The following is an 18,302-nucleotide window of genomic DNA, read 5'->3' on the forward strand; positions in this document are numbered from 1 at the left end:
CTCGAGGTCAACACCCGTCTGCAGGTCGAGCACCCCGTCACCGAGGAAACCTCCGGCATCGACCTCGTGCTGCAGCAGTTCCGCATCGCCAACGGCGAAGAACTCTCCATCACCGAAGACCCCGAACCACGCGGACACTCCTTCGAATTCCGCATCAACGGCGAAGACGCCGGCCGCGGGTTCCTGCCCGCCCCCGGACCGGTCACCACGTTCATCGCCCCCGAAGGCCCCGGCGTCCGCGTCGACTCCGGTGTCGAATCCGGCAGCGTGATCGGTGGCCAGTTCGACTCCATGCTCGCCAAGCTCATCGTCACCGGCGCCACCCGCGACGAAGCACTCGCTCGCAGCCGTCGCGCGTTGAAGGAATTCAAGGTCGAAGGCCTCGCCACCGTCATCCCGTTCCACGCTGCCGTGGTGTCCGATCCGGCGTTCATCGGCGACGGTGAATCGTTCGACGTTCACACTCGGTGGATCGAAACCGAATGGGACAACACCGTTCCCCCGTTCACCGCAGGCGAGCCCCTCGACGAGGACGAGGTCCTGCCGCGTCAGGCCGTCGTCGTCGAGGTCGGCGGGCGACGCGTCGAGGTCTCCCTCCCCGGCCAGTTCTCGATCGGCGGCGGCGGCGGAGCAGCTGACGGTGCGATCCGTCGCAAGCCCAAGCCCCGCAAGCGCGGCGGCGCAGGCGCAGGCGCCGCATCCGGAGACGCCGTCACCGCACCGATGCAGGGCACCGTCGTCAAGGTCGCCGTCGAAGAAGGACAAGAAGTCGCCGAAGGCGACCTCATCGCCGTCCTCGAAGCGATGAAGATGGAAAACCCCGTCAACGCCCACAAAGCAGGCGTCGTCACCGGGCTGACCGTCACACCCGGATCCGCCATCACCCAAGGCACCGTCCTCGCAGAACTGAAGTAGAACCCTTCTGGGCCTACAGCGTCCGGGTTAGTCTGTCTCTCATGGCAGACAACCCGGACGTTCGTATCGGTACGGCCGAACGTGAGCAGGCACTCGAAGCCCTGAGTCGGCATCTGGGCGACGGACGCCTGACCGTCCCCGAGTTCGACGAGCGAAGTTCCGTCGTCTCCTCTGCGACGACACGCGGTCAGCTCGAATCGGTGTTCACCGATCTGCCGTCGACCCCCCTGATGCCCACCGCGTCCAGGCCGTTGGATCTGTCGACATCCCAGACCCCGACTCCGGCGTCGGATTCGAGCGACGACGACGGGTGGGATTGGCGCAAGGCCGCGATGGCGATCACGCCGATCGTCGCTCTGATCCTGTTCTTCGTGGTCCCCGTGTCGAACAGTTGGCTCTTCTTCCTCCTCGTACCGCTGGTCGGTGCGCTGATCTACGGTGGCGACCGTTCCCACCGGAAGCGACACTGACGTGACGGCTCCGCAGGCGCTGTTGTTCGACGTGTTCGGCACCGTCGTCGACTGGCGAACCAGCATCGCCGCGCAGGTGTCGTCTGCGCTACCCGAGCTGGATGATCCGTATGGTTTCGCGGATCGGTGGCGCAGTTTGTACCAGCCGTCGATGGAGGAGGTTCGGTCCGGCGCTCGCGACTTCACTCGACTCGACGACCTCCACCTGGAGAGCCTGCGAACCGTGTTGTCGGAATTCGACATTCAGTTGTCCGACGGCGCCGTCGCCGACCTGAACCGCTCGTGGCATCGGCTCGATGCGTGGCCGGATTCGGTCGAGGGCATCACGCGCTTGAAGACACGATTCGTCGTCGCACCGCTGTCCAACGGCAACATCTCGCTGCTGCTCGACATGGCGAAGAACGCGAGCATCCCGTGGGATGCGATTCTCGGTGCCGAACCCGTGCGTGCGTACAAACCCATGCCCGACGCCTACCTGCGCACCGCCGACATCCTCGGGTTACGTCCCGACGAGTGCATGATGGTCGCGGCGCACAACAGCGACCTCGAGGCCGCCCGCGACTGCGGCTTCCGAACGGCGTTCGTGCGCAGGCCGTCCGAACACGGTCCCGGGCAGACTTCGGACCTGGATGCATCGTCGGACTGGACGCACAGCGTCGAGTCGATCACCGAATTGGCGTCGACGCTGAACTGCTGATTCAGTCTCCGGTACGTGCTGTTTCAGCGAGTGCGCCGTCGACCCAGCTGTCCACGGCGGTTCGTGAACGTAGTCGTACGACGGTCAATTCGGGTCTGCGTCGAGACACTGCGGCGACGCGGTCGGCTACGAGGCCGTGCGTCTTCCACGCCCAGCGCACGATGTGGTCCTTGTCGGAGAAGATGTTGGCCAGTGGCGGCTCGATGTTGCCGTTCCACAACACTTCTCGTCGCAATCGCCTGCGCAGAGTTCGAGATGTGACCTGACGCATCACCGTGCGACGCGGAAGATCCAGCCAGACGAACAGATCTGCGCGGTCCGCGAGTATGTCTCGGACCGGGCCGTACTGCCACTCGGTCACCCATGACGGCCGTGACGAAAATTCCTCGACGTCGGCTTCGAACGACGCGCGCGGAGTCCAATCGGGTCCATGGAACAGCCCGTCGATCTCGATGTGGTCGGTTCCGAGAATGTGCGCGATGCGCGATGCGAGCGTCGTCTTCCCCGACCCCGATGTGCCCGCGACGATCACTCTCGACGGTCGAGTCTCCAGCGCGTCGGTGGGTCCGATGATCACTGGGAGTACCTTACCTGCGCACTTCTTACAACAGTGCCGCTCGTTCACAACACTCTCGTGCGTTGTAAACGAGCGGCACTGTTGTAAGAACGGCCCTACTTCAAGTACGGCTGGGTCAGCATTTCGAAGAAGTGACCGGTCGGGTCACGGAAGTACACACCCCTGCCACCGTGGCCGTGATTGATGGTGCCGGGCTGAGTCATCTGCGGATCAGCCCAATGCTCGACCTCGTCGGCAGTGAGTCGCGCATACGCCGCATCGAAAAGGCCGTCGGTGACGCGAAAGGCGTAGTGCTGGAATTGAATTTCGTCGAACGGCGGTTCCGCGAACTGAATCAGCGTGCCGTCGGTCAACTGAACATTGAGAAATGGCCCCCACGAATGAGATTCGGGTAGATCGAATAGCCGCCGAAAGAAGCGGGCCGATTCTGCGCGATCTTTCGAGACGATGATGGTGTGGTCGAACGAAACTGACATGCCTTGCTTCACGTGCTCTGCCTCCTGGGCAGTTCGACGCCTCCATGCCTGACGCAGTCCGCCATCGACACGCGACGCTGCGCAACATGATGCAGGACAACGTCGAGAGACGTCAAGACCGTTCGTCGTGATCCACACCCGTCGCCCAGCGAGAACATTCGACGGCCACGACGTCGGTCCGCCCTCGAAGGAACTCGCGCGCACCCGAATCCCCCTCGGCGCCGGCGGCGACGTCGTCCCAGTGCTCGCGCCCGAACACGACGGGATGGCCCGGCACCCCGCCGAACACAGCGCGCGCGAGGTGCGACGGTGTAGCGCGCGCCGCGTCGAGTACTGCTCGTACGACCTCGAATCCGACATCCGGGGTGTCGACGACGTGCACGACCGCGAACGACGCGCGACCAGCACCGGACAGGCCCGCCCGCAACGACGCACTGAGACCGTCGCGCCACTGCGGTGCGTGGACGGCCTCGGCTCCGCGCGGCATGGGTGCGTCGGCGGCCCCGAGCACGACCAGCACCCGTTCGCATCCACCGTCGCGCAAGGCACTCACCGCTGTGTCGAGCCAGGCTCCGTCATGCGCGAGAACTTTCGGGGATCCGTACCGAGAGCCGGCACCGGCCGCGAGAAGCACACCGATCGCGTCGCCGTCCATGGGGCACACCCTCCAGTCCGTTCGAGTCGCGGTAACGGCCGTCATGGTCGATCCTGTTACCACTCCCTGCAGTGTCGCAGGATCACACGCCCCTGCTGCCACCGGGAGGTCCGTCATGTCAGTTGTACAGACTAAGCGTCGCCGCGTTCACCCCGTCGACGAAGTGCTGCCTGTCCCGAAGCTCGCCGCGTACGGCTTCCAACACGTCGTCGCCTTCTATGCAGGCGCGGTGTTGGTACCCATCATCATCGGCAGCGCAATCGGCCTCACCGACGAACAATTGATCCACCTGATCAACGCAGACCTGTTCACCTGCGGAATCGCGTCCATCATCCAGTCGGTGGGATTCTGGAAGATCGGTGTCCGACTGCCACTCCTACAGGGGGTGACGTTTGCCGGAGTGTCACCGGTCATCGCCATCGCAATGGCCAACGGCGGCGGCACGGAAGGTCTGCTGTACGTGTACGGGTCGGTGATCGTCGCCGGCCTGGTGACGTTCTTCATGGCCCCGTACTTCAGCAAACTTCTCCGATTCTTCCCACCGGTGGTGACAGGCACCGTCATCACGATCATCGGCGTCGCGCTGCTGCCCGTCGCAGTAAACGACGCCGTGACCAATCCCGCTACGCACGAACAGGATCCGAGCAACGGACGATGGATGGCATACGCCATCGGGACCCTGCTGGTCATCGTGTTGATCCAGCGCTTCTTCAAGGGCTTCATGGCGACGATCGCCGTCCTGCTCGGCCTCGTCGCGGGCAGCGCCGTCGCATTCCTGTTGGGAGACATGAACTTCGACGGGACAGGCGAGGCATCGTGGGTGGGCTTCACACAACCGTTCCTGTTCGGAATGCCGAAATTCAGCATCGTCGCGATCATCTCGATGATCGTGGTCATGTTGATCATCGCGGTCGAGACGACAGGCAGCGTCTACGCGACCGGAGAGATCGTCGGCAAACGAATCAAGAAGGACGATATCGCGGCGACGCTGCGCGCCGACGGCGTCGCCACGGTCGTCGGCGGCACGTTCAATTCGTTTCCGTACACGGCATTCTCGGAGAACGTCGGACTCGTACGGCTCACCGGCGTTCGCAGCCGATGGGTCGTCGCGTCTGCCGGTGCCATCATGATTCTTCTCGGACTGCTCCCCAAGACAGCCGCCGTCGTCGCATCCATCCCGCCACCTGTGCTCGGTGGCGCGGCCCTCGCCTTGTTCGCGACCGTCGCCGTCGTCGGTATCCAGACCTTGTCGGCCGTCGACTTCACCGACCACCGCAACTTGATCGTCGTCGCCACCAGCCTCGGTCTGGCGATGCTCGTCACGATCCAGCCGACAGTCGCCGAAGGAGTCCCCGATTGGCTCGAGATGCTGTTCGGCAGCGGCATAGTCCTCGGCGCCGTCACGGCGATCGTGCTGAACATCTTGTTCTTCCACATCGGCAACCGCGGGCAGACCGTGGCGGGCGGACCGGGCAAGGGCATCACGCTGGACCGCGTCAATTCGATGACGGCCGAGGAATTCGCCTCGACGTTCGGCAGCCTCGTCCAGGGCACCCCCTGGGTGGTCGATCGCGCGTATCAGCTCCGACCGTTCGCCGACGCGCACAGCCTCCGCGAGGCGTTCCAGGAAGCGCTGCTCGCAGGCACTACGGAGGAGCAGCTCGAGTTGATCAACAGCTACCCCGACCTGGGCAGCGAGGACGACACCGGGATGCTCAACGCGACCGACCACACGGGTCTGTCCAACCTCGACGAGGACGAGCACAACGACATCGTCGAGCTCGCCACCGAATACCGCCGACACTTCGGGTTCCCGCTGATCATCTGCGCACTAGAAACCGAACGCTACGACCGAGTGCTGGCCAACGGGTGGTCCCGGGTCGAGAATGCGCCCGCCGCGGAGCGTTCGTTTGCGATGATCGAAATCGCCAAGATCGCCAACTACCGATTCGACGACCTCGTCGCCGACGCCAACCCCATCGCCGCAGCCCGATTCGGGCGGCTGACCGACCGCAGATAGCGAGAGAACTTGTTACACGAGGACATTGGCCTGGAAGGCTTCAACAGGCTGACCGACCGACAAGCGATGCACGCCTTGTACGAGTGCTGCTCGTCGTCCATTTGGGCCCGACGTGTCGCGTCGGGCCGACCGTTCGATCGCCGGGACATGTTCCTGGACAGGGCCGATCGGGTGCTGGCAGAACTCCCGGAAGCCGAGATCGACCAAGCACTCGACGGCCACCCTCGAATCGGCGGGAAGGCCGACAACCCGTCGTCGCAGCGGGAGCAGGCCGCGGTTCAGTCCGCGGGATCGGATGTGCTCGACGCGCTCGCCGAGGCCAACCGTGCGTACGAGGAGAAGTTCGGTCACGTCTATCTCGTCTGCGCCACCGGCAGGTCGGCACCGGAACTGCTCGCTATTCTCGAAGAACGACTCGGAAACGATCCCGAGACCGAACGACGGGTGCTACGCGTGGAACTGGCCAAGATCAATCGAATTCGTCTGAACCGCATGCTGGGAGAGGACAAGTGAGCGGGATCAGCACACACGTTCTCGACGCGGCGACCGGCACACCGGCCGTCGGCATGCACGTTCGACTGATGCTGGGTAGCCACGAGTTCGCGTCGAACATCACCGACAGCGACGGACGAATACTGTCGATGATTCCCGCTCTGGTCGAGTCGGGAACCTATCGGCTGGTGTTCGACACAGGCGCATACTTCGCCGCGACGGCGACCGAGACGTTCTACCCAGAGGTGTCCATCTCGTTCACCGTCGTCGATCCACTTGCACACCATCATGTTCCATTACTGTTGTCCCCCTTCGCTTATTCCACCTACCGCGGGAGCTGACGATGACAGACTTGACCGGCAAGATCGTCCTCGGCGCCAATCAGTACGGAAAAGCCGAGAACCGTGTCGTGAGGATCTACCGCGACACCCCTCGACACGAGATCCACGACATCAACGTCTCAAGCGCACTACGCGGCAACTTCGCGCCTGCGCATCTCGTCGGTGATCAGTCGAACGTGTTGCCGACCGATACGCAGAAGCAGACGGCCTACACCTACGCGAAGACCAAAGGTCTTCTGCACCTGGAGAGTTACGGCCTCGACCTCGCACGCCACTACGTGGACGACGTCGAGCCCGTCGACGGCGCCCGCATCGAACTCGAAGAGTATGCGTGGCAACGAGTGGTGATCGACGGTGTCGAACACGACCACACGTGGACGCGCAAGGGCGAGGAGATCCGCACATCGGCGGTCACCGTCGAGGGCAAGGGCGCGAGCCAGAAGACGTGGGTCGTCAGCGGTTTCAAGGAACTGATCATTCTGAAATCCACGGGCTCGGAATTCGCCGGATTCCTCGAGGACGACCTGACCGTCCTCGAACCGACACACGATCGCGTCATGGCCACGTCGCTGACAGCGCAATGGCGTTACACCCGTACCGACGTCGACTGGGACGACGTCTACGCGGGCGTCAAAGCGGCGATGATCGAACGATTCGCCAACCTGCAGTCGCTGGCGTTGCAACAGACCCTGTTCGCGATGGGTCAGGCGGCACTCGAGAAATACCCGTTCATCGCCGAGATCAAGATGTCGGCTCCGAACAAGCATCACTTCCTGTACGACATCGGCCGGTTCGGGGTCGAGAACAACAATGAAGTGTTCAACGCCGACGACCGCCCCTACGGGCTCATCCAGGCAACCGTCGAGCGCGAGGACGCACCGGACGCAGGCAGTGCGTGGCGGGTCTACTCCACCGTGGGATGACTCGCTAGCGCATGACCTGCTCGGCCCACTCGACGAGCGGAGTCAGCTGCCGCCACTTCTCGCGCACGTGCTGCACCACATCGGGCGTCTCCAACCAGGGCGGCGACCCGAAGTGTGTGCTCGCCGTCAGCGACTTGTGGCGAAGCAGTTCGATGCGTGGGTGGTCCAGTTCGTAACCACGAGGTTTGGTCTTGAGCTGGTCACCTCCGATGTCGAATCCCGCGTCCTCGAGTGCCGTCACGAGTCCGGCGAGTTCGGTGCCGCGAACCTCGTTGTCGACGGCGTCACGGAACAGCGCGATCCCGTCGGTCGTCGCACCGTAGAAGCCGCCTGCCACGAACAGCCCTGCCGGATCGATCTGCACGTAGAACCCCAAGCTCTGTCCTCGCGCGACGAAGCCACCCTGATGCGTCTTGTAAGGCGTCTTGTCCTTCGAGAACCGCACGTCCCGGTACGGCCGAAACACCTTGCCACTACCGAACTCACCTTCGAGCTCGGCCAGCAGCTGAACCATCGGCGCCTTCACCGACTCGTCGTACACGTCCTTGTGCGCGTTCCACCACACTTTGCTGTTGTCCGCTTCGAGGTCCTCGTAGAAGTCGAGCGCGGCGAACGGGAAACCGGTGAAAACCATGCGAGTCAGTCTAGATACACGTGTCCGCAGTCCCGATGTTTCGCACGAGTTTCGATCGAATCGCCGGACAACCCTTCGTTCGTAACACGAGCTGACTACTGTTCGGCACAGGCGGTACGGCAACAACGAACAAGCGAACAACGAGAACAGTGCCGGAAGTAGGTGCGACATGGACCTGGGAACCATCGAGGACGTCGTGATCCCGTCCGATCGATCCGGGCTGCCTCCCGGCGCACCCGATACCGCCGTCATCGCGGGTGGCACGTGGCTGCTGTCCGAGAAGCAGGACCACCTCACTCGTCTGGTGGACATCACCGCACTCGGATGGCCTGCTCTGGTCGTCGACGACGGGTTGGACATCGCCGCGACCTGCACGATCGGTGAACTCGCCGAAGCCCGCTTCGACCGAGACTGGCCGGCGACGGCATTGTTCTCCCAGTGCGCGACGGCTTTGCTGGCGTCGTTCAAGATCTGGCGGGTCGCGACCGTGGGCGGCAACATCTGCATGTCGCTGCCTGCAGGCGCGATGATTTCGATGGCCGTCTCACTCGACGGGGTCGCGTCGGTGTGGTCGTCCGACGGGTCCGACTATTCGATTCCGGTCGTCGATCTCGTCACCGGGCCGCACGAGAACGCTTTGAGAGCAGGTGATGTCGTGCGAAGCATCCACCTCCCCCGCCGTGCGTTGGAGGCGACGACGGCATTCACGAAAGTGGCATTGTCGCCGCTCGGACGTTCGGCGTCCGTCGTGATCGGCCGACGCGACCGCGACGGGCAGGTCGTGATGTCGGTCAGCGCTTCGACCGTGCGCCCGTACGTCCTCCGATTCCCCGCGATCCCGACGGCGTCGGACCTGAAAAGCGCTCTGGCCGACTCGATCCCGAGCGACGCCTGGTACGACGACCCGCACGGCGCTCCCGACTGGCGCCGCCATGTCAGCGTCCGCTCGGCGCTTCGAGTTCTCGAGGAGCTGTCATGAAATTCTCCGTCAACGGCAGCGAAGCGGAATGGACACCTCGCCCGGGGCAATGCCTGCGCACATTCCTACGCGACAACGACCATTTCGAGGTCAAGAAAGGCTGCGACGCAGGCGATTGCGGCGCATGCTCGGTTCTCGTCGACGGTAACCCGGTGCACTCGTGCATCTTCCCCGCCTACCGCGCCGCGGGCCGCGAGGTCGTGACGGTCGCGGGTCTCGGAACGCCCGACGACCTCCACCCGATGCAGCGCCGATTCGTCGACGCAGGTGGGTTCCAATGCGGCTTCTGCACTGCGGGAATGGTCGTCACGGCGTCGACTCTGAGCGAATCCGACGTCACCGAGCTGCCGCAGCGCCTGAAGGGAAACCTGTGCCGCTGCACGGGCTATCGATCGATCGACGACGCCGTGCACGGGGTCGTGAATACCGAGAAGCCTCTCGACGGGCCGTCGTTCGGCCGGTCACTGCCCGCCCCTGCCGGGACGCGCATCGTCACCGGAACCGAGCCGTACACGATGGATGTCGCTCCTGTCGGACTGTTGCACGCGTCCGTGCTCGGCAGTCCGCATTCCCACGCGAGGGTCGTGTCGATCGATACCTCTGCAGCCGAAGCGATTCCAGGAGTCCGGCTGGTCCTGACGTCCGCGGACAGCCCCGATCGGGTGTTCTCGACAGCGCGCCACGACCAGCGGGCGGATGATCCCGACGACACTCGCGTCATCGACACCGTGATGCGGTTCCGCGGTCAACGTGTGGCAGTCGTGGTCGCCGAGACACTCGCCGCCGCCGAAGCGGGATGCCGCGCCCTTGTCGTCGACTACGAGATACTGCCTGCGGTCTTCGACACCGAAGCCGCGTCGTCACCCAGCGCCCCGCTGATACACGGGGACAAGGACGCGTCCGCGCGCATCGCCGACCCGTCGCGCAATCTCGTTGCCGAGTTACACGGCGGCACAGGCGATGTCGACGCGGCCGTCGCCGCTGCAGACGCAGTGGTCACCGGCCGTTGGCGTACACAACGCATACAGCACGTTCACCTCGAGACGCACGGCACCATCGGATGGCTCGACGACGCCGGCCGACTGAACATCCGAACCAGCACACAGGTTCCGTTCCTCGTGCGCGACGAGATCTGCGAGATCTTCGACTTGGACCGCGACAAGGTCCGAGTGTTCACCGCGCGGGTCGGCGGCGGATTCGGTGGCAAACAGGAATTGTTGACCGAGGACGTCGTGACGCTGGCAGTACTGCGCACCGGCTCGCCCGTCCAGTTCGAGTTCAGCCGCACGGACGAATTCACCGTCGCACCGTGCCGCCACCCGTTCCAGGTCGATGTCACCGCAGCGGCAACCGCGGACGGCACGCTGACCGCTCTGGCCATCGACGTCGTCACCGATGCAGGCGCTTACGGCAACCACAGTCCCGGCGTCATGTTCCACGGGTGCGGCGAGTCGGTGGCCGTCTACCGCTGCGCCAACAAACGAGTCGACGCGAAAAGTGTTTACACCAACAACATTCCGTCGGGCGCATTCCGCGGCTACGGTCTCGGGCAGGTGATCTTCGCGATCGAGTCGGCTCTGGACGATCTCGCACGCGAACTGCACATCGATCCGTTCGAGTTTCGGCGTCGCAACGTCGTCGTGCCGGGTGATCCGCTCGTCGCCGCGCACGTCGAGGGTGACGACCTGGTGTACGGCAGCTATGGGCTCGACCAATGTCTCGATCTGGCCGAACACGCTCTGAAGCGCGGCAACGACACCGAGGCACCGGAGGGATGGAAGGTGGGCGAAGGGATGGCCGTCGCGATGATCGCCACGATACCGCCCAGGGGCCACCATTCCACGGCGTCGATCGCGCTGCTGGCCGAGGGACGCTACGAGATACGCGTCGGCACAGCCGAGTTCGGCAACGGAACGACGACGGTACACACCCAGATCGCCGCGACCGCACTCGGCACTTCACCCGCCAGGATCGACATCCGCCAATCCGACACGGACTGGGCGACATACGATACCGGGGCCTTCGGCTCCGCAGGTACCGTCGTCGCAGGAAAGGCTCTGCACGCTGCGGCGACACATATGGCGGACCGAGTTCTGGACATCGCCGCGTCCGTCTCGGGTTGCACCAGGCAGATGTGCACTCTAGGCCCGGAAGGCGTCCAGTGCGGTGAGCGATTCGTATCGCTGACGGAGATTCTCGACGCAGCAGGCGGAACCCTGATCGCCGACGGCAACAGCGGCGGCGTGCCTCGGTCGTTGGCGTTCAACGTGCACGCATTCCGTGTCGCGGTCGAGGAGGACACAGGAACGGTTCGTATTCTGCAGTCGATTCATGCCGCGGACGCCGGAACGGTCATGAATCCTCAGCAATGTCGAGGGCAGGTGGAAGGTGGTGTCGCGCAAGGCATCGGGTCGGCGATGTACGAGGAGATGAAGACGGACGGAGCGGGAACCGTCGTCACGGATTCCATTCGGAGCTACCATGTTCCGCAGTTCGCGGATATTCCACGTACCGAGGTCTACTTCGCCGACACCTACGATCGGTTGGGTCCGTTCGGCGCCAAGTCGATGAGCGAATCACCGTACAACCCGGTGGCACCCGCGCTTGCGAATGCGATCAAGGATGCGGTGGGATCGCGACTCTACGAGCTGCCCCTGTCCTCGGATCGCGTCTGGCGATCGTCGAGGACTTGAGAAGAGGGCACCCGCCAATTCTTCGTCAGACGCCAGTAGAGGTAGGAGATCAGGCCGATCGGAATCGGCAGAAACCACGTCGCGAGGCGAAACAGCAGAACGGCAGCCACGAGGTGAGCTTGATCGTTCGCCGCGAGCCCGACTCCGAGCACGGCGATCAACGCGGCTTCGGCTACTCCGAGCCCGCCCGGCGTCGGCGCGACGAAGGCGGCGAGCCACATCGCGCCGAATGCGACGACGATGCGATCCCAGCCGATCTCGTCCTGTCCGAGTCCACACAGTCGCACCGCGACACCCAACACGAGCGCTCCGAGTAGCTGAGACACCAGCATCGTCGCTGTCAACGACCGCCAGCACGTACGGACGCGATTCTTTACGTGCAGACGGAAGTCGGAGACGACCTGCTCCATGTCCCTCGGGTGGACGCGTGAGAATCGCTTGGCGACAACGGACCTGACTCGGGTGAGGATTCTTCCGACGCCACGGGCGAACCCGTCGTCGACGATGATCGCTGCGATCAACAGACACACTGCTGCGACGACGACACACGAGCCGACGGCGACCCACACGAGAGACCCTGCGCCGGAACCGAACACGACGAGGATCACCAACGCGACCGACATCAGTACATACCGAGACAGGTTGGTCCAGATGCCGATCGCGACGATCGACGTGGTGCTGTCGACGGAACCGAACCCCCACGACCGGTACATGGCGAACGTCAAACCGGTTGCGACAGTGCCACCTTCGGGAACGGTGTTGGCCAACGCCAGCGACGCAGTGCGTGCGACGCCTGCCTGCGCCGTAGTCAGTCCGGGAAGTGTGTACATCATGGGCTTCAGCATCGAGGCCAGATACAGCAGTCCGAGCGCACAGACGACCACCACCTCGGTCACCGTGATCGCACCCACTGCGTCGGACACGGCGCCCGAGTGCCCGACCGAGCGGTAGAGCAGCCACATGACGACGGCGACGACTCCGTAGGACAGAACCGCCGACACAATCTTCCCGACGCCGGAACGCTTCGGGCTCAGGGCGGTCATCGGTCGTAGAACGTCTGCAGGATGATCGTGCTGCGAGTCTGCACGTTCGCCGTCGCTCGAATCTCCTGCAACAGATGCTCGAGGCTCCGAGGCGAATCCACGCGAACCAGCAGCACGTAGCTCTCCTCGCCTGCCACCGAATGACACGAGTAGATCGCCGGAATATGCTTCAGCCGAGCCGGGGCATCGTCCGGCTGAGCAGGGTCGATCGGCGTGATGGCCACGAAGGCGGACAACGGCCTGCCCACCGCTTCAGGATCCACCTGCGCGGTGTAGCCGCGAATCACACCGCGAGACTCGAGGCGACGAACTCGCGACTGCACCGCGGACACCGACAGGCTCGCCTTCTCCGCCAGAGTCGCGAGAGTGGCGCGGCCGTCGGACACGAGTTCGTCGATGATCAACCGGTCCACCCGGTCGAGGTTTTCGCTCACCTGCGCAAATCTAGCTCAGAACGCGCCGATCGGTTTACGATGCGCTGTGTGACGTCGGTTCGAGATCGACACGAAACCTCCTGGCCGGAGCGTGCCCGCGACATTGCCGACACGGTGCTGTTTCCCGCAGCCGACGCGGTGGACGCGGCAGGAGAGATACCGCCCGGCCACTTCGAGGCCCTTGCTGCAGAAGGCTTCTACGGCCTCGCGGCACGAGACGACGGACCCGACATGAGCGAACTCTCCGAGATAGTCGAAACATTGTGTGGCGCCTGTCTTTCCACGGCGTTCACTTGGATGCAGCACGCCGGGGTCGTGATGTCGCTGGCGAACACGACCAACGACGGGCTGAAGAACAAGTACTTCGACGGGCTGGTCGACGGCTCGATCAGGGCGGGCGTCGCCTTCGCCGGTGCAATACCGAGACCACCGAAGTTGTACGCGCGACGCGACGACACCGGGTACGTTCTGGACGGTTCAGCTCCGTTCGTGACGGGGTGGGGCATCATCGACGTGGTTCAGCTGTCGGCCCGTGACGAGTTCGACGACTCGATCGTCCACGCCGTCGTTCCTGCTCGGGCCGCAAGCGGGCTGACCGTCGAGCCGCTGTCGCTGATTGCGGCCAACGCGTCGAGCACGGTGCGGCTGCGGTTCGAGGGCGTCGTCGTCGACGACGCATCCGTGGCTTCCGTCGTCAGCGACGCGCAGTTCCAGGCCGGCCAGCTGTACGGGTCGTGGATCAACGGCTGCATGGCGATGGGCATTGCTCGACGCTGCATCCAGCAGATGGAGGAACTGGGCGTGGACGTCGACGACTACCGGTCCCTGCACGCCGACGCCCGGGCCCGTTTCGACGACGCCCTGGCCGGCCGATACGACATGTTCCGGGCCCGTGCCGAGGCGTCGGAGCTCGCTGTGCGGACTGCTGCTGCGCTCGTCGCGGCCACCGGCAGCAGCGCGCTGGTGGGGCACGGGACAGCGGAGCGCCTGATGCGCGAGGCCACGTTCACCCTCGTCGCCGCGAGCAGACCCGAGATGAAGTCGGCGTTGCTGGAGGGGCTGTCAGGCGAACAGCGGCGGTAGCGCGAACACCATCACCGTCGACCATGTCACGTGCGTGATGATCGGGGCCAGAATTCCGCCCGACGCACGCCGCTGCAGCGCCAGAACGAAGCCGAGGGTGATCGCGGCGAACGCCAGCATCGGATTACCGCTGGCCAACGTGACGACCGTGTACACGAGCGTCGTGATCAGAACTGCTTTCGTGCGGCCGATCGCTGCGAACAACGCACCACGGAAGAAGATCTCCTCGGCGACGCCGTTGAGCAACGTGATGAACACGATGAGCGCCAGCGAACCGTATCTGGCATGTGCAAGCACGTTTTCGGTGAAGTCGGCGAGCGGAGGAATCTGCCGGACGATCAAGGCGCCGACGACGAACACACCACCGGCGAGCAGCCCGATCACGATGGGAGTGATGATCGGGCGCCTCATCGATCCGTTGAACCGGATTCGGCCGAGGTGCAGTGGTCCCGACGCGAAACCGCCGACGATCCACGCGGCCGCCAGACCGAGAGTCAGCGGATAGAACGCACTGTCCCCCGGGCTCACCGACAGCGACACCCCGAGGAGCGTCGCGCCGACGACGAGGGTCACAGCCACGACGACGCGTCGCCGCAGGAAAGCTCGGTCGGATTCGTCGTGGTTGCGGTCGACCTTGTCGACGAGCGCGGAACGCATCACATCGACGACACTGGACTGCCAGGCCGGCATCAGACCTCCCCTGCTCGATCGTGCCCCGCTCGGTCGAGGAACACGCGCCGCATTACCGATCTCGCCCGAGTGGAAACACTCTGGGCGACATCGAGGTGGGTCCGGACGACGGCTGCGACGGGCCACGAGTACAGCAGAGCCCTGGCTCCGAGCGCTTCGACCAGCCCCCACGTCTGCCGCGACGACGCCGCGACCCCGTATCGACGAATGCCGAGCGCGTCGCCGCCGCTCCACGCCGCATCGGTGACGGCGAGGCGCAACGGGTCTTTGAGTGCCGACACCCCCGGCGGTGTCCCGACGCTGCCCTGGACACTGCGCCTCATCGCACTCTCGATCGTCGTCGGACCGCCGTCGGGCTCGCCGACGATGTCGCGAATCCGGCTTTCCGACGTCGTCATCGTGTTGTGCAGCGAGCCGACGAGATCCTCGGCCAACCCGTCGGGAATAGGGATGATCTTGCCGATCACTCGGCCGGCGAGACCCGTCGGGACACCGGGTGTCGGCACTCCGACGCGCGTCAGTCCGGCCGCCTCGACGTAGGCGAACAGTAGATCTCGGTACGGAACGATGTCGGGGCCACCGATGTCGTAGGCGCCGGGTGGCACTGCTTTTCGTGCGGCGAGCAGGTAGAACAGCACGTCGTCGACGGCAATGGGCTGAACCGGGTTGTCGAGCCAATCCGGTAAGGGCAGGATCGGGAGTCGGTCGGCGAGGTAGCGAAGCATCTCGTACGACGTCGAGCCTGCACCGATGACGATTGCTGCCCGCAGCCACACCACGTCGATGTCACCGACGGCCAATGCATCCCCGACGTCGGCACGTCCGGCGAGGTGTTCCGACAGTTCTTCGTCGGGCGGCACGAACCCGCCCAGGTAGACGATGCGGCGGACGCCGGCCTCCGACGCCGCCTCACCGAACTGGCGGGCAGCCTTCGTGTCCTGAACGCGGTAGTCGCTCTCGCCGATGGCGTGGACGAGATAGTAGGCGACGTCGACCTGGCCCGCCGCCGCGAATGCAGCGCGCAGCGAGGCTGGGTCCGCCGCGTCCAACGCGACGGCGTCGACCTGCCCTCGCCAGTCGAATGCGTCGAGCGTCTCGGGGGTCCGCGACGCGGCACACACCGAATCTCCGGCCGCCAGCAGAGCAGCGATCAGCCGGGACCCGATGTAACCGCTCGCGCCTGTGACGAGAACTGTCATGACTCGAGGCTAGCGGGCGCACTGGCGTGCCGCTGATCGGTTGGCGGTGGACGGTCAGTGGCCCTGTGGCAGAGTCGTGGAATGGCACTGGTGCTTGCAGGTGTGCGACTTCCCGATTCCTTCGCTGTGGGTGTCGTCAGTTCGGGCGTGCGCTGGGCGCGCGATTCCGCGATATTCGCACTCGAACTACCGGGTCGAATCAACGCCCTCCTCGACGAAGCAGCCGTGCTCGTCGCACGGATCGATGCGGTCGTCGACGCCGCGCAGCGCCTGATCGATCGAACCGAAGGCGTCATAGACAGAGTCGATGTCGTCGTGAACGGCGCTGCCGCGACCACTCGCGCAGCCGACGACGTCGTCGGATCGGCATCGAAGACCTCGGCGACCGCTCTGGAACTGGTCGAATTGTTCGACCCCATCGCACAGAAGTCCGCGCCGTTCGCGCAGAAATTCGTCGACCACCTGTCCGAGGACGAGGTCGACGCCGCCATCGAGATGGTCGACCAGCTGCCTGGCCTCGTGAAACACATGGAGGCGGTCATCCCCATCCTGGCGACCCTCGATACCGTCTCCCCCGAGATCCACGAATTGCTCGCTGTCACAAAGGATGTCCGACGCGCCGTCATCGGCATCCCGGGCTTCAAGTTCTTCCGCAACCGTGGCGAGGAAAAGCTCGCGGACGAGGAAGAGGACAAGTAGCCCCGTTCACACGAAGGCGAAGTCGTCGCCGCCGTGGTACTTGGCGAGCGTCTCCGAAATCGAGCGCCTCGACGGCGGATGGAACGCGTAGGCCTGTATCGCGGCCGCGAGATAACCGACGTCGGGAGACTTGATGAAACCCATCCCGCCCAACGATTCCATCGCCGCCGAACTCGCCCGAACCAGCGCGTCGCGAATTGCGATGCGGCAGAACAACAGTCGAGCCGACAGATCCTGGCCGCGCTCGCCCGAGTCGAACGCCCACGCGATGCCTTCGAGTGCCGCCATGCTGTTCTCGATATCCGCTGCAGCGCGGGTGTATCCCTCGTAATCACCCTTGTCCGCAGCAAGAAGCTTCTCGAGCAGAATGGTGGCGGCGCCGAGATAGTTGGCCGTGATCAACATGCCGAACCAGAGATAGCCCGTCATCTCGTGGATGCCGTCGGGGTCGTCGTCACTGTTGAGCAGTACGAAATCGGCTGGTACCTCGACGTTCTCGAGCTTCACCTCGTCGCTCTGCGCCCCGGCCAGGATGTCCGTGTCCCAGAACTGCGTGACGGACAATCCGTCGAGATTGGCGGGAATCAGCGCGACCGCACGTTCACCGTCCTTCTCACCCACGCCCTCGACTTCCACACTGGCAGTGAGCAAATCCATCGAACCCGACAAGCTACACGGCTTCTTGCTGCCGTTGATGACGAAGATGTCCCCTTGCTTCTTCGCTTTCATCGTCGGGATGAAGACGCTTCCACCGGGATTTCCTTCCGAGAACCCGGATGCGATGACAGCCTTCTGCTCGACGAGCGATGCGATGAGCGCGCGGTCGTCGTCGGATGCTCCTTGCGCGAATTCGTTGAGCGACGCGATCGAGAGGTGGTGCATGGTCGTTGCCGCGCCGAGTGACGGTGAGCGAGATCCGATGGCACGCTGCGCCCGCACGGCATCGACCGCCGACGCGCCGAGACCTCCCAGGTCTTTGGGGACGATCAGTGCGGTGCCGCCGAATTCACGAAATTTGGCAATAGCTTTACCGTCTCGGCTCTCCAGATCAGCCAAAGGCGTTTTGTCCAGATAATCCAGTAATCCGGGAAGATACTTCTCCAGAGTTTCGCGTTCTCGAACCATCAATGCAGTCATGTTTCTCCTTCGACACGTGAATCGGCATGGCTGAACGGACTGTGGGTGAATCGAATTCGCGACCGAACCGCGGACTACCCGCACCCCTACCAGCTGAAACATCCGAACTTTGATTATTTTTCACCCGCGAGAATCAGGTTCTCGG

At 64.1% G+C, this 18,302-nt stretch carries 20 protein-coding genes; 11 read left to right on the plus strand and 9 right to left on the minus strand.

Features of this window, described 5'->3' with window-relative positions:
- From CHB96_RS25615 to CHB96_RS25625, 3 genes are all read left to right on the plus strand, one after another.
- Positions 1–915 (plus strand): biotin/lipoyl-containing protein (locus CHB96_RS25615; RefSeq protein ID WP_141136558.1); only part of this gene is annotated, 915 nt, incomplete at its 5' end.
- A 41-nt stretch (positions 916–956) separates the two neighbouring features.
- Positions 957–1,385, plus strand: a complete 429-nt coding sequence (locus CHB96_RS25620) for a DUF1707 SHOCT-like domain-containing protein (protein WP_089251646.1) — start codon at positions 957–959, stop codon at positions 1,383–1,385.
- Positions 1,354–2,082 (plus strand): haloacid dehalogenase type II, encoded by a 729-nt coding sequence (locus CHB96_RS25625; RefSeq protein ID WP_371829053.1) that lies wholly within the window; start codon positions 1,354–1,356, stop codon positions 2,080–2,082. The genes CHB96_RS25620 and CHB96_RS25625 overlap by 32 nt, the downstream gene beginning before the upstream one ends.
- A gap of 1 nt (position 2,083) precedes the next feature.
- Here CHB96_RS25625 and CHB96_RS25630 read toward each other — a convergent pair whose 3' ends face one another.
- The 3 genes from CHB96_RS25630 to CHB96_RS25640 all read right to left on the minus strand — a co-directional run bounded on the left by CHB96_RS25630 (position 2,084) and on the right by CHB96_RS25640 (position 3,835).
- Positions 2,084–2,659 (minus strand): P-loop NTPase family protein, encoded by a 576-nt coding sequence (locus tag CHB96_RS25630; RefSeq protein WP_089251648.1) that lies wholly within the window; start codon positions 2,657–2,659, stop codon positions 2,084–2,086.
- Between the two features lie 95 nt (positions 2,660–2,754).
- The gene (locus tag CHB96_RS25635) at positions 2,755–3,135 is read right to left on the minus strand and encodes a VOC family protein (RefSeq protein ID WP_089251650.1); all 381 of its coding nucleotides are present in this window, start codon (positions 3,133–3,135) and stop codon (positions 2,755–2,757) included.
- Between the two features lie 112 nt (positions 3,136–3,247).
- Positions 3,248–3,835, minus strand: coding sequence for a nucleotidyltransferase family protein (locus tag CHB96_RS25640; protein ID WP_371829054.1), 588 nt, complete (start codon positions 3,833–3,835; stop codon positions 3,248–3,250).
- A gap of 70 nt (positions 3,836–3,905) precedes the next feature.
- Between CHB96_RS25640 and CHB96_RS25645 the strand changes: the two genes are divergently transcribed.
- From CHB96_RS25645 to pucL, 4 genes are read left to right on the plus strand one after another with little or no spacing between them, the layout of a single operon-like run.
- Complete coding sequence (locus tag CHB96_RS25645) at positions 3,906–5,810, plus strand: solute carrier family 23 protein (RefSeq protein ID WP_089251773.1); 1,905 nt, start codon at positions 3,906–3,908, stop codon at positions 5,808–5,810.
- A gap of 9 nt (positions 5,811–5,819) precedes the next feature.
- Positions 5,820–6,323: a 2-oxo-4-hydroxy-4-carboxy-5-ureidoimidazoline decarboxylase gene (gene uraD / locus CHB96_RS25650; protein WP_089251654.1), complete on the plus strand. Its 504-nt coding sequence runs from the start codon at positions 5,820–5,822 to the stop codon at positions 6,321–6,323.
- Positions 6,320–6,643 (plus strand): hydroxyisourate hydrolase, encoded by a 324-nt coding sequence (uraH, locus tag CHB96_RS25655; RefSeq protein WP_089251656.1) that lies wholly within the window; start codon positions 6,320–6,322, stop codon positions 6,641–6,643. The genes uraD and uraH overlap by 4 nt, the downstream gene beginning before the upstream one ends.
- 2 nt (positions 6,644–6,645) lie before the next feature.
- Entirely contained in the window at positions 6,646–7,566 is a 921-nt protein-coding gene (pucL, locus tag CHB96_RS25660) for a factor-independent urate hydroxylase (RefSeq protein WP_089251658.1), read from the plus strand.
- Between the two features lie 4 nt (positions 7,567–7,570).
- On the opposite strand, the gene CHB96_RS25665 is transcribed toward pucL, so the two are convergent.
- Positions 7,571–8,200 (minus strand): DUF2461 domain-containing protein, encoded by a 630-nt coding sequence (locus CHB96_RS25665; RefSeq protein WP_089251660.1) that lies wholly within the window; start codon positions 8,198–8,200, stop codon positions 7,571–7,573.
- A gap of 169 nt (positions 8,201–8,369) precedes the next feature.
- On the opposite strand from CHB96_RS25665, the gene CHB96_RS25670 reads away from it, so the two are divergent.
- Together CHB96_RS25670 and CHB96_RS25675 are read left to right on the plus strand one after the other, a co-directional pair.
- Positions 8,370–9,179, plus strand: coding sequence for an FAD binding domain-containing protein (locus tag CHB96_RS25670; RefSeq protein WP_089251662.1), 810 nt, complete (start codon positions 8,370–8,372; stop codon positions 9,177–9,179).
- Positions 9,176–11,872: a molybdopterin-dependent oxidoreductase gene (locus CHB96_RS25675; RefSeq protein ID WP_089251664.1), complete on the plus strand. Its 2,697-nt coding sequence runs from the start codon at positions 9,176–9,178 to the stop codon at positions 11,870–11,872. The genes CHB96_RS25670 and CHB96_RS25675 overlap by 4 nt, the downstream gene beginning before the upstream one ends.
- Here the strand turns inward: CHB96_RS25675 and CHB96_RS25680 are convergent.
- Complete coding sequence (locus CHB96_RS25680) at positions 11,821–12,915, minus strand: lysylphosphatidylglycerol synthase transmembrane domain-containing protein (RefSeq protein WP_089251666.1); 1,095 nt, start codon at positions 12,913–12,915, stop codon at positions 11,821–11,823. The two genes, CHB96_RS25675 and CHB96_RS25680, sit on opposite strands and share 52 nt — an antisense overlap.
- Positions 12,912–13,349, minus strand: a complete 438-nt coding sequence (locus CHB96_RS25685) for an Lrp/AsnC family transcriptional regulator (RefSeq protein WP_089251668.1) — start codon at positions 13,347–13,349, stop codon at positions 12,912–12,914. The genes CHB96_RS25680 and CHB96_RS25685 overlap by 4 nt, the downstream gene beginning before the upstream one ends.
- Positions 13,350–13,397: 48 nt before the next feature.
- Here CHB96_RS25685 and CHB96_RS25690 point away from each other — a divergent pair, with 48 nt between their 5' ends.
- On the plus strand, positions 13,398–14,432 hold the full coding sequence (locus tag CHB96_RS25690; RefSeq protein WP_245866190.1) for an acyl-CoA dehydrogenase family protein: 1,035 nt from the start codon (positions 13,398–13,400) through the stop codon (positions 14,430–14,432).
- Here CHB96_RS25690 and CHB96_RS25695 read toward each other — a convergent pair.
- Positions 14,412–15,122: a CPBP family intramembrane glutamic endopeptidase gene (locus tag CHB96_RS25695; protein ID WP_089251672.1), complete on the minus strand. Its 711-nt coding sequence runs from the start codon at positions 15,120–15,122 to the stop codon at positions 14,412–14,414. The two genes, CHB96_RS25690 and CHB96_RS25695, sit on opposite strands and share 21 nt — an antisense overlap.
- The gene (locus CHB96_RS25700; RefSeq protein ID WP_089251674.1) at positions 15,122–16,321 is read right to left on the minus strand and encodes an NAD(P)H-binding protein; all 1,200 of its coding nucleotides are present in this window, start codon (positions 16,319–16,321) and stop codon (positions 15,122–15,124) included. The genes CHB96_RS25695 and CHB96_RS25700 overlap by 1 nt, the downstream gene beginning before the upstream one ends.
- 81 nt (positions 16,322–16,402) lie before the next feature.
- Between CHB96_RS25700 and CHB96_RS25705 the strand changes: the two genes are divergently transcribed.
- Complete coding sequence (locus CHB96_RS25705; RefSeq protein WP_089251676.1) at positions 16,403–17,020, plus strand: ribulose-1,5-bisphosphate carboxylase/oxygenase large subunit; 618 nt, start codon at positions 16,403–16,405, stop codon at positions 17,018–17,020.
- Between the two features lie 6 nt (positions 17,021–17,026).
- Here the strand turns inward: CHB96_RS25705 and CHB96_RS25710 are convergent, their stop codons facing one another.
- Positions 17,027–18,157: an acyl-CoA dehydrogenase family protein gene (locus CHB96_RS25710; protein WP_089251678.1), complete on the minus strand. Its 1,131-nt coding sequence runs from the start codon at positions 18,155–18,157 to the stop codon at positions 17,027–17,029.
- Positions 18,158–18,302: the final 145 nt, after the last annotated feature.

The sequence above is a fragment of the Rhodococcoides kyotonense genome (assembly GCF_900188125.1).
Lineage (GTDB): Bacteria > Actinomycetota > Actinomycetes > Mycobacteriales > Mycobacteriaceae > Rhodococcoides > Rhodococcoides kyotonense.

Bases quoted from the DNA above. Each gene is read 5' to 3' on its own strand.
- CHB96_RS25620 (WP_089251646.1), top strand. From the start codon at position 957: ATGGCAGACAACCCGGACGTTCGTATCGGTACGGCCGAACGTGAGCAG.
- CHB96_RS25635 (WP_089251650.1), bottom strand. From the start codon at position 3,135: ATGTCAGTTTCGTTCGACCACACCATCATCGTCTCGAAAGATCGCGCA.
- CHB96_RS25640 (WP_371829054.1), bottom strand. From the start codon at position 3,835: ATGACGGCCGTTACCGCGACTCGAACGGACTGGAGGGTGTGCCCCATG.
- CHB96_RS25645 (WP_089251773.1), top strand. From the start codon at position 3,906: ATGTCAGTTGTACAGACTAAGCGTCGCCGCGTTCACCCCGTCGACGAA.
- pucL (WP_089251658.1), top strand. From the start codon at position 6,646: ATGACAGACTTGACCGGCAAGATCGTCCTCGGCGCCAATCAGTACGGA.
- CHB96_RS25665 (WP_089251660.1), bottom strand. From the start codon at position 8,200: ATGGTTTTCACCGGTTTCCCGTTCGCCGCGCTCGACTTCTACGAGGAC.
- CHB96_RS25670 (WP_089251662.1), top strand. From the start codon at position 8,370: ATGGACCTGGGAACCATCGAGGACGTCGTGATCCCGTCCGATCGATCC.
- CHB96_RS25675 (WP_089251664.1), top strand. From the start codon at position 9,176: ATGAAATTCTCCGTCAACGGCAGCGAAGCGGAATGGACACCTCGCCCG.
- CHB96_RS25680 (WP_089251666.1), bottom strand. From the start codon at position 12,915: ATGACCGCCCTGAGCCCGAAGCGTTCCGGCGTCGGGAAGATTGTGTCG.
- CHB96_RS25695 (WP_089251672.1), bottom strand. From the start codon at position 15,122: ATGCCGGCCTGGCAGTCCAGTGTCGTCGATGTGATGCGTTCCGCGCTC.
- CHB96_RS25700 (WP_089251674.1), bottom strand. From the start codon at position 16,321: ATGACAGTTCTCGTCACAGGCGCGAGCGGTTACATCGGGTCCCGGCTG.
- CHB96_RS25705 (WP_089251676.1), top strand. From the start codon at position 16,403: ATGGCACTGGTGCTTGCAGGTGTGCGACTTCCCGATTCCTTCGCTGTG.
- CHB96_RS25710 (WP_089251678.1), bottom strand. From the start codon at position 18,157: ATGACTGCATTGATGGTTCGAGAACGCGAAACTCTGGAGAAGTATCTT.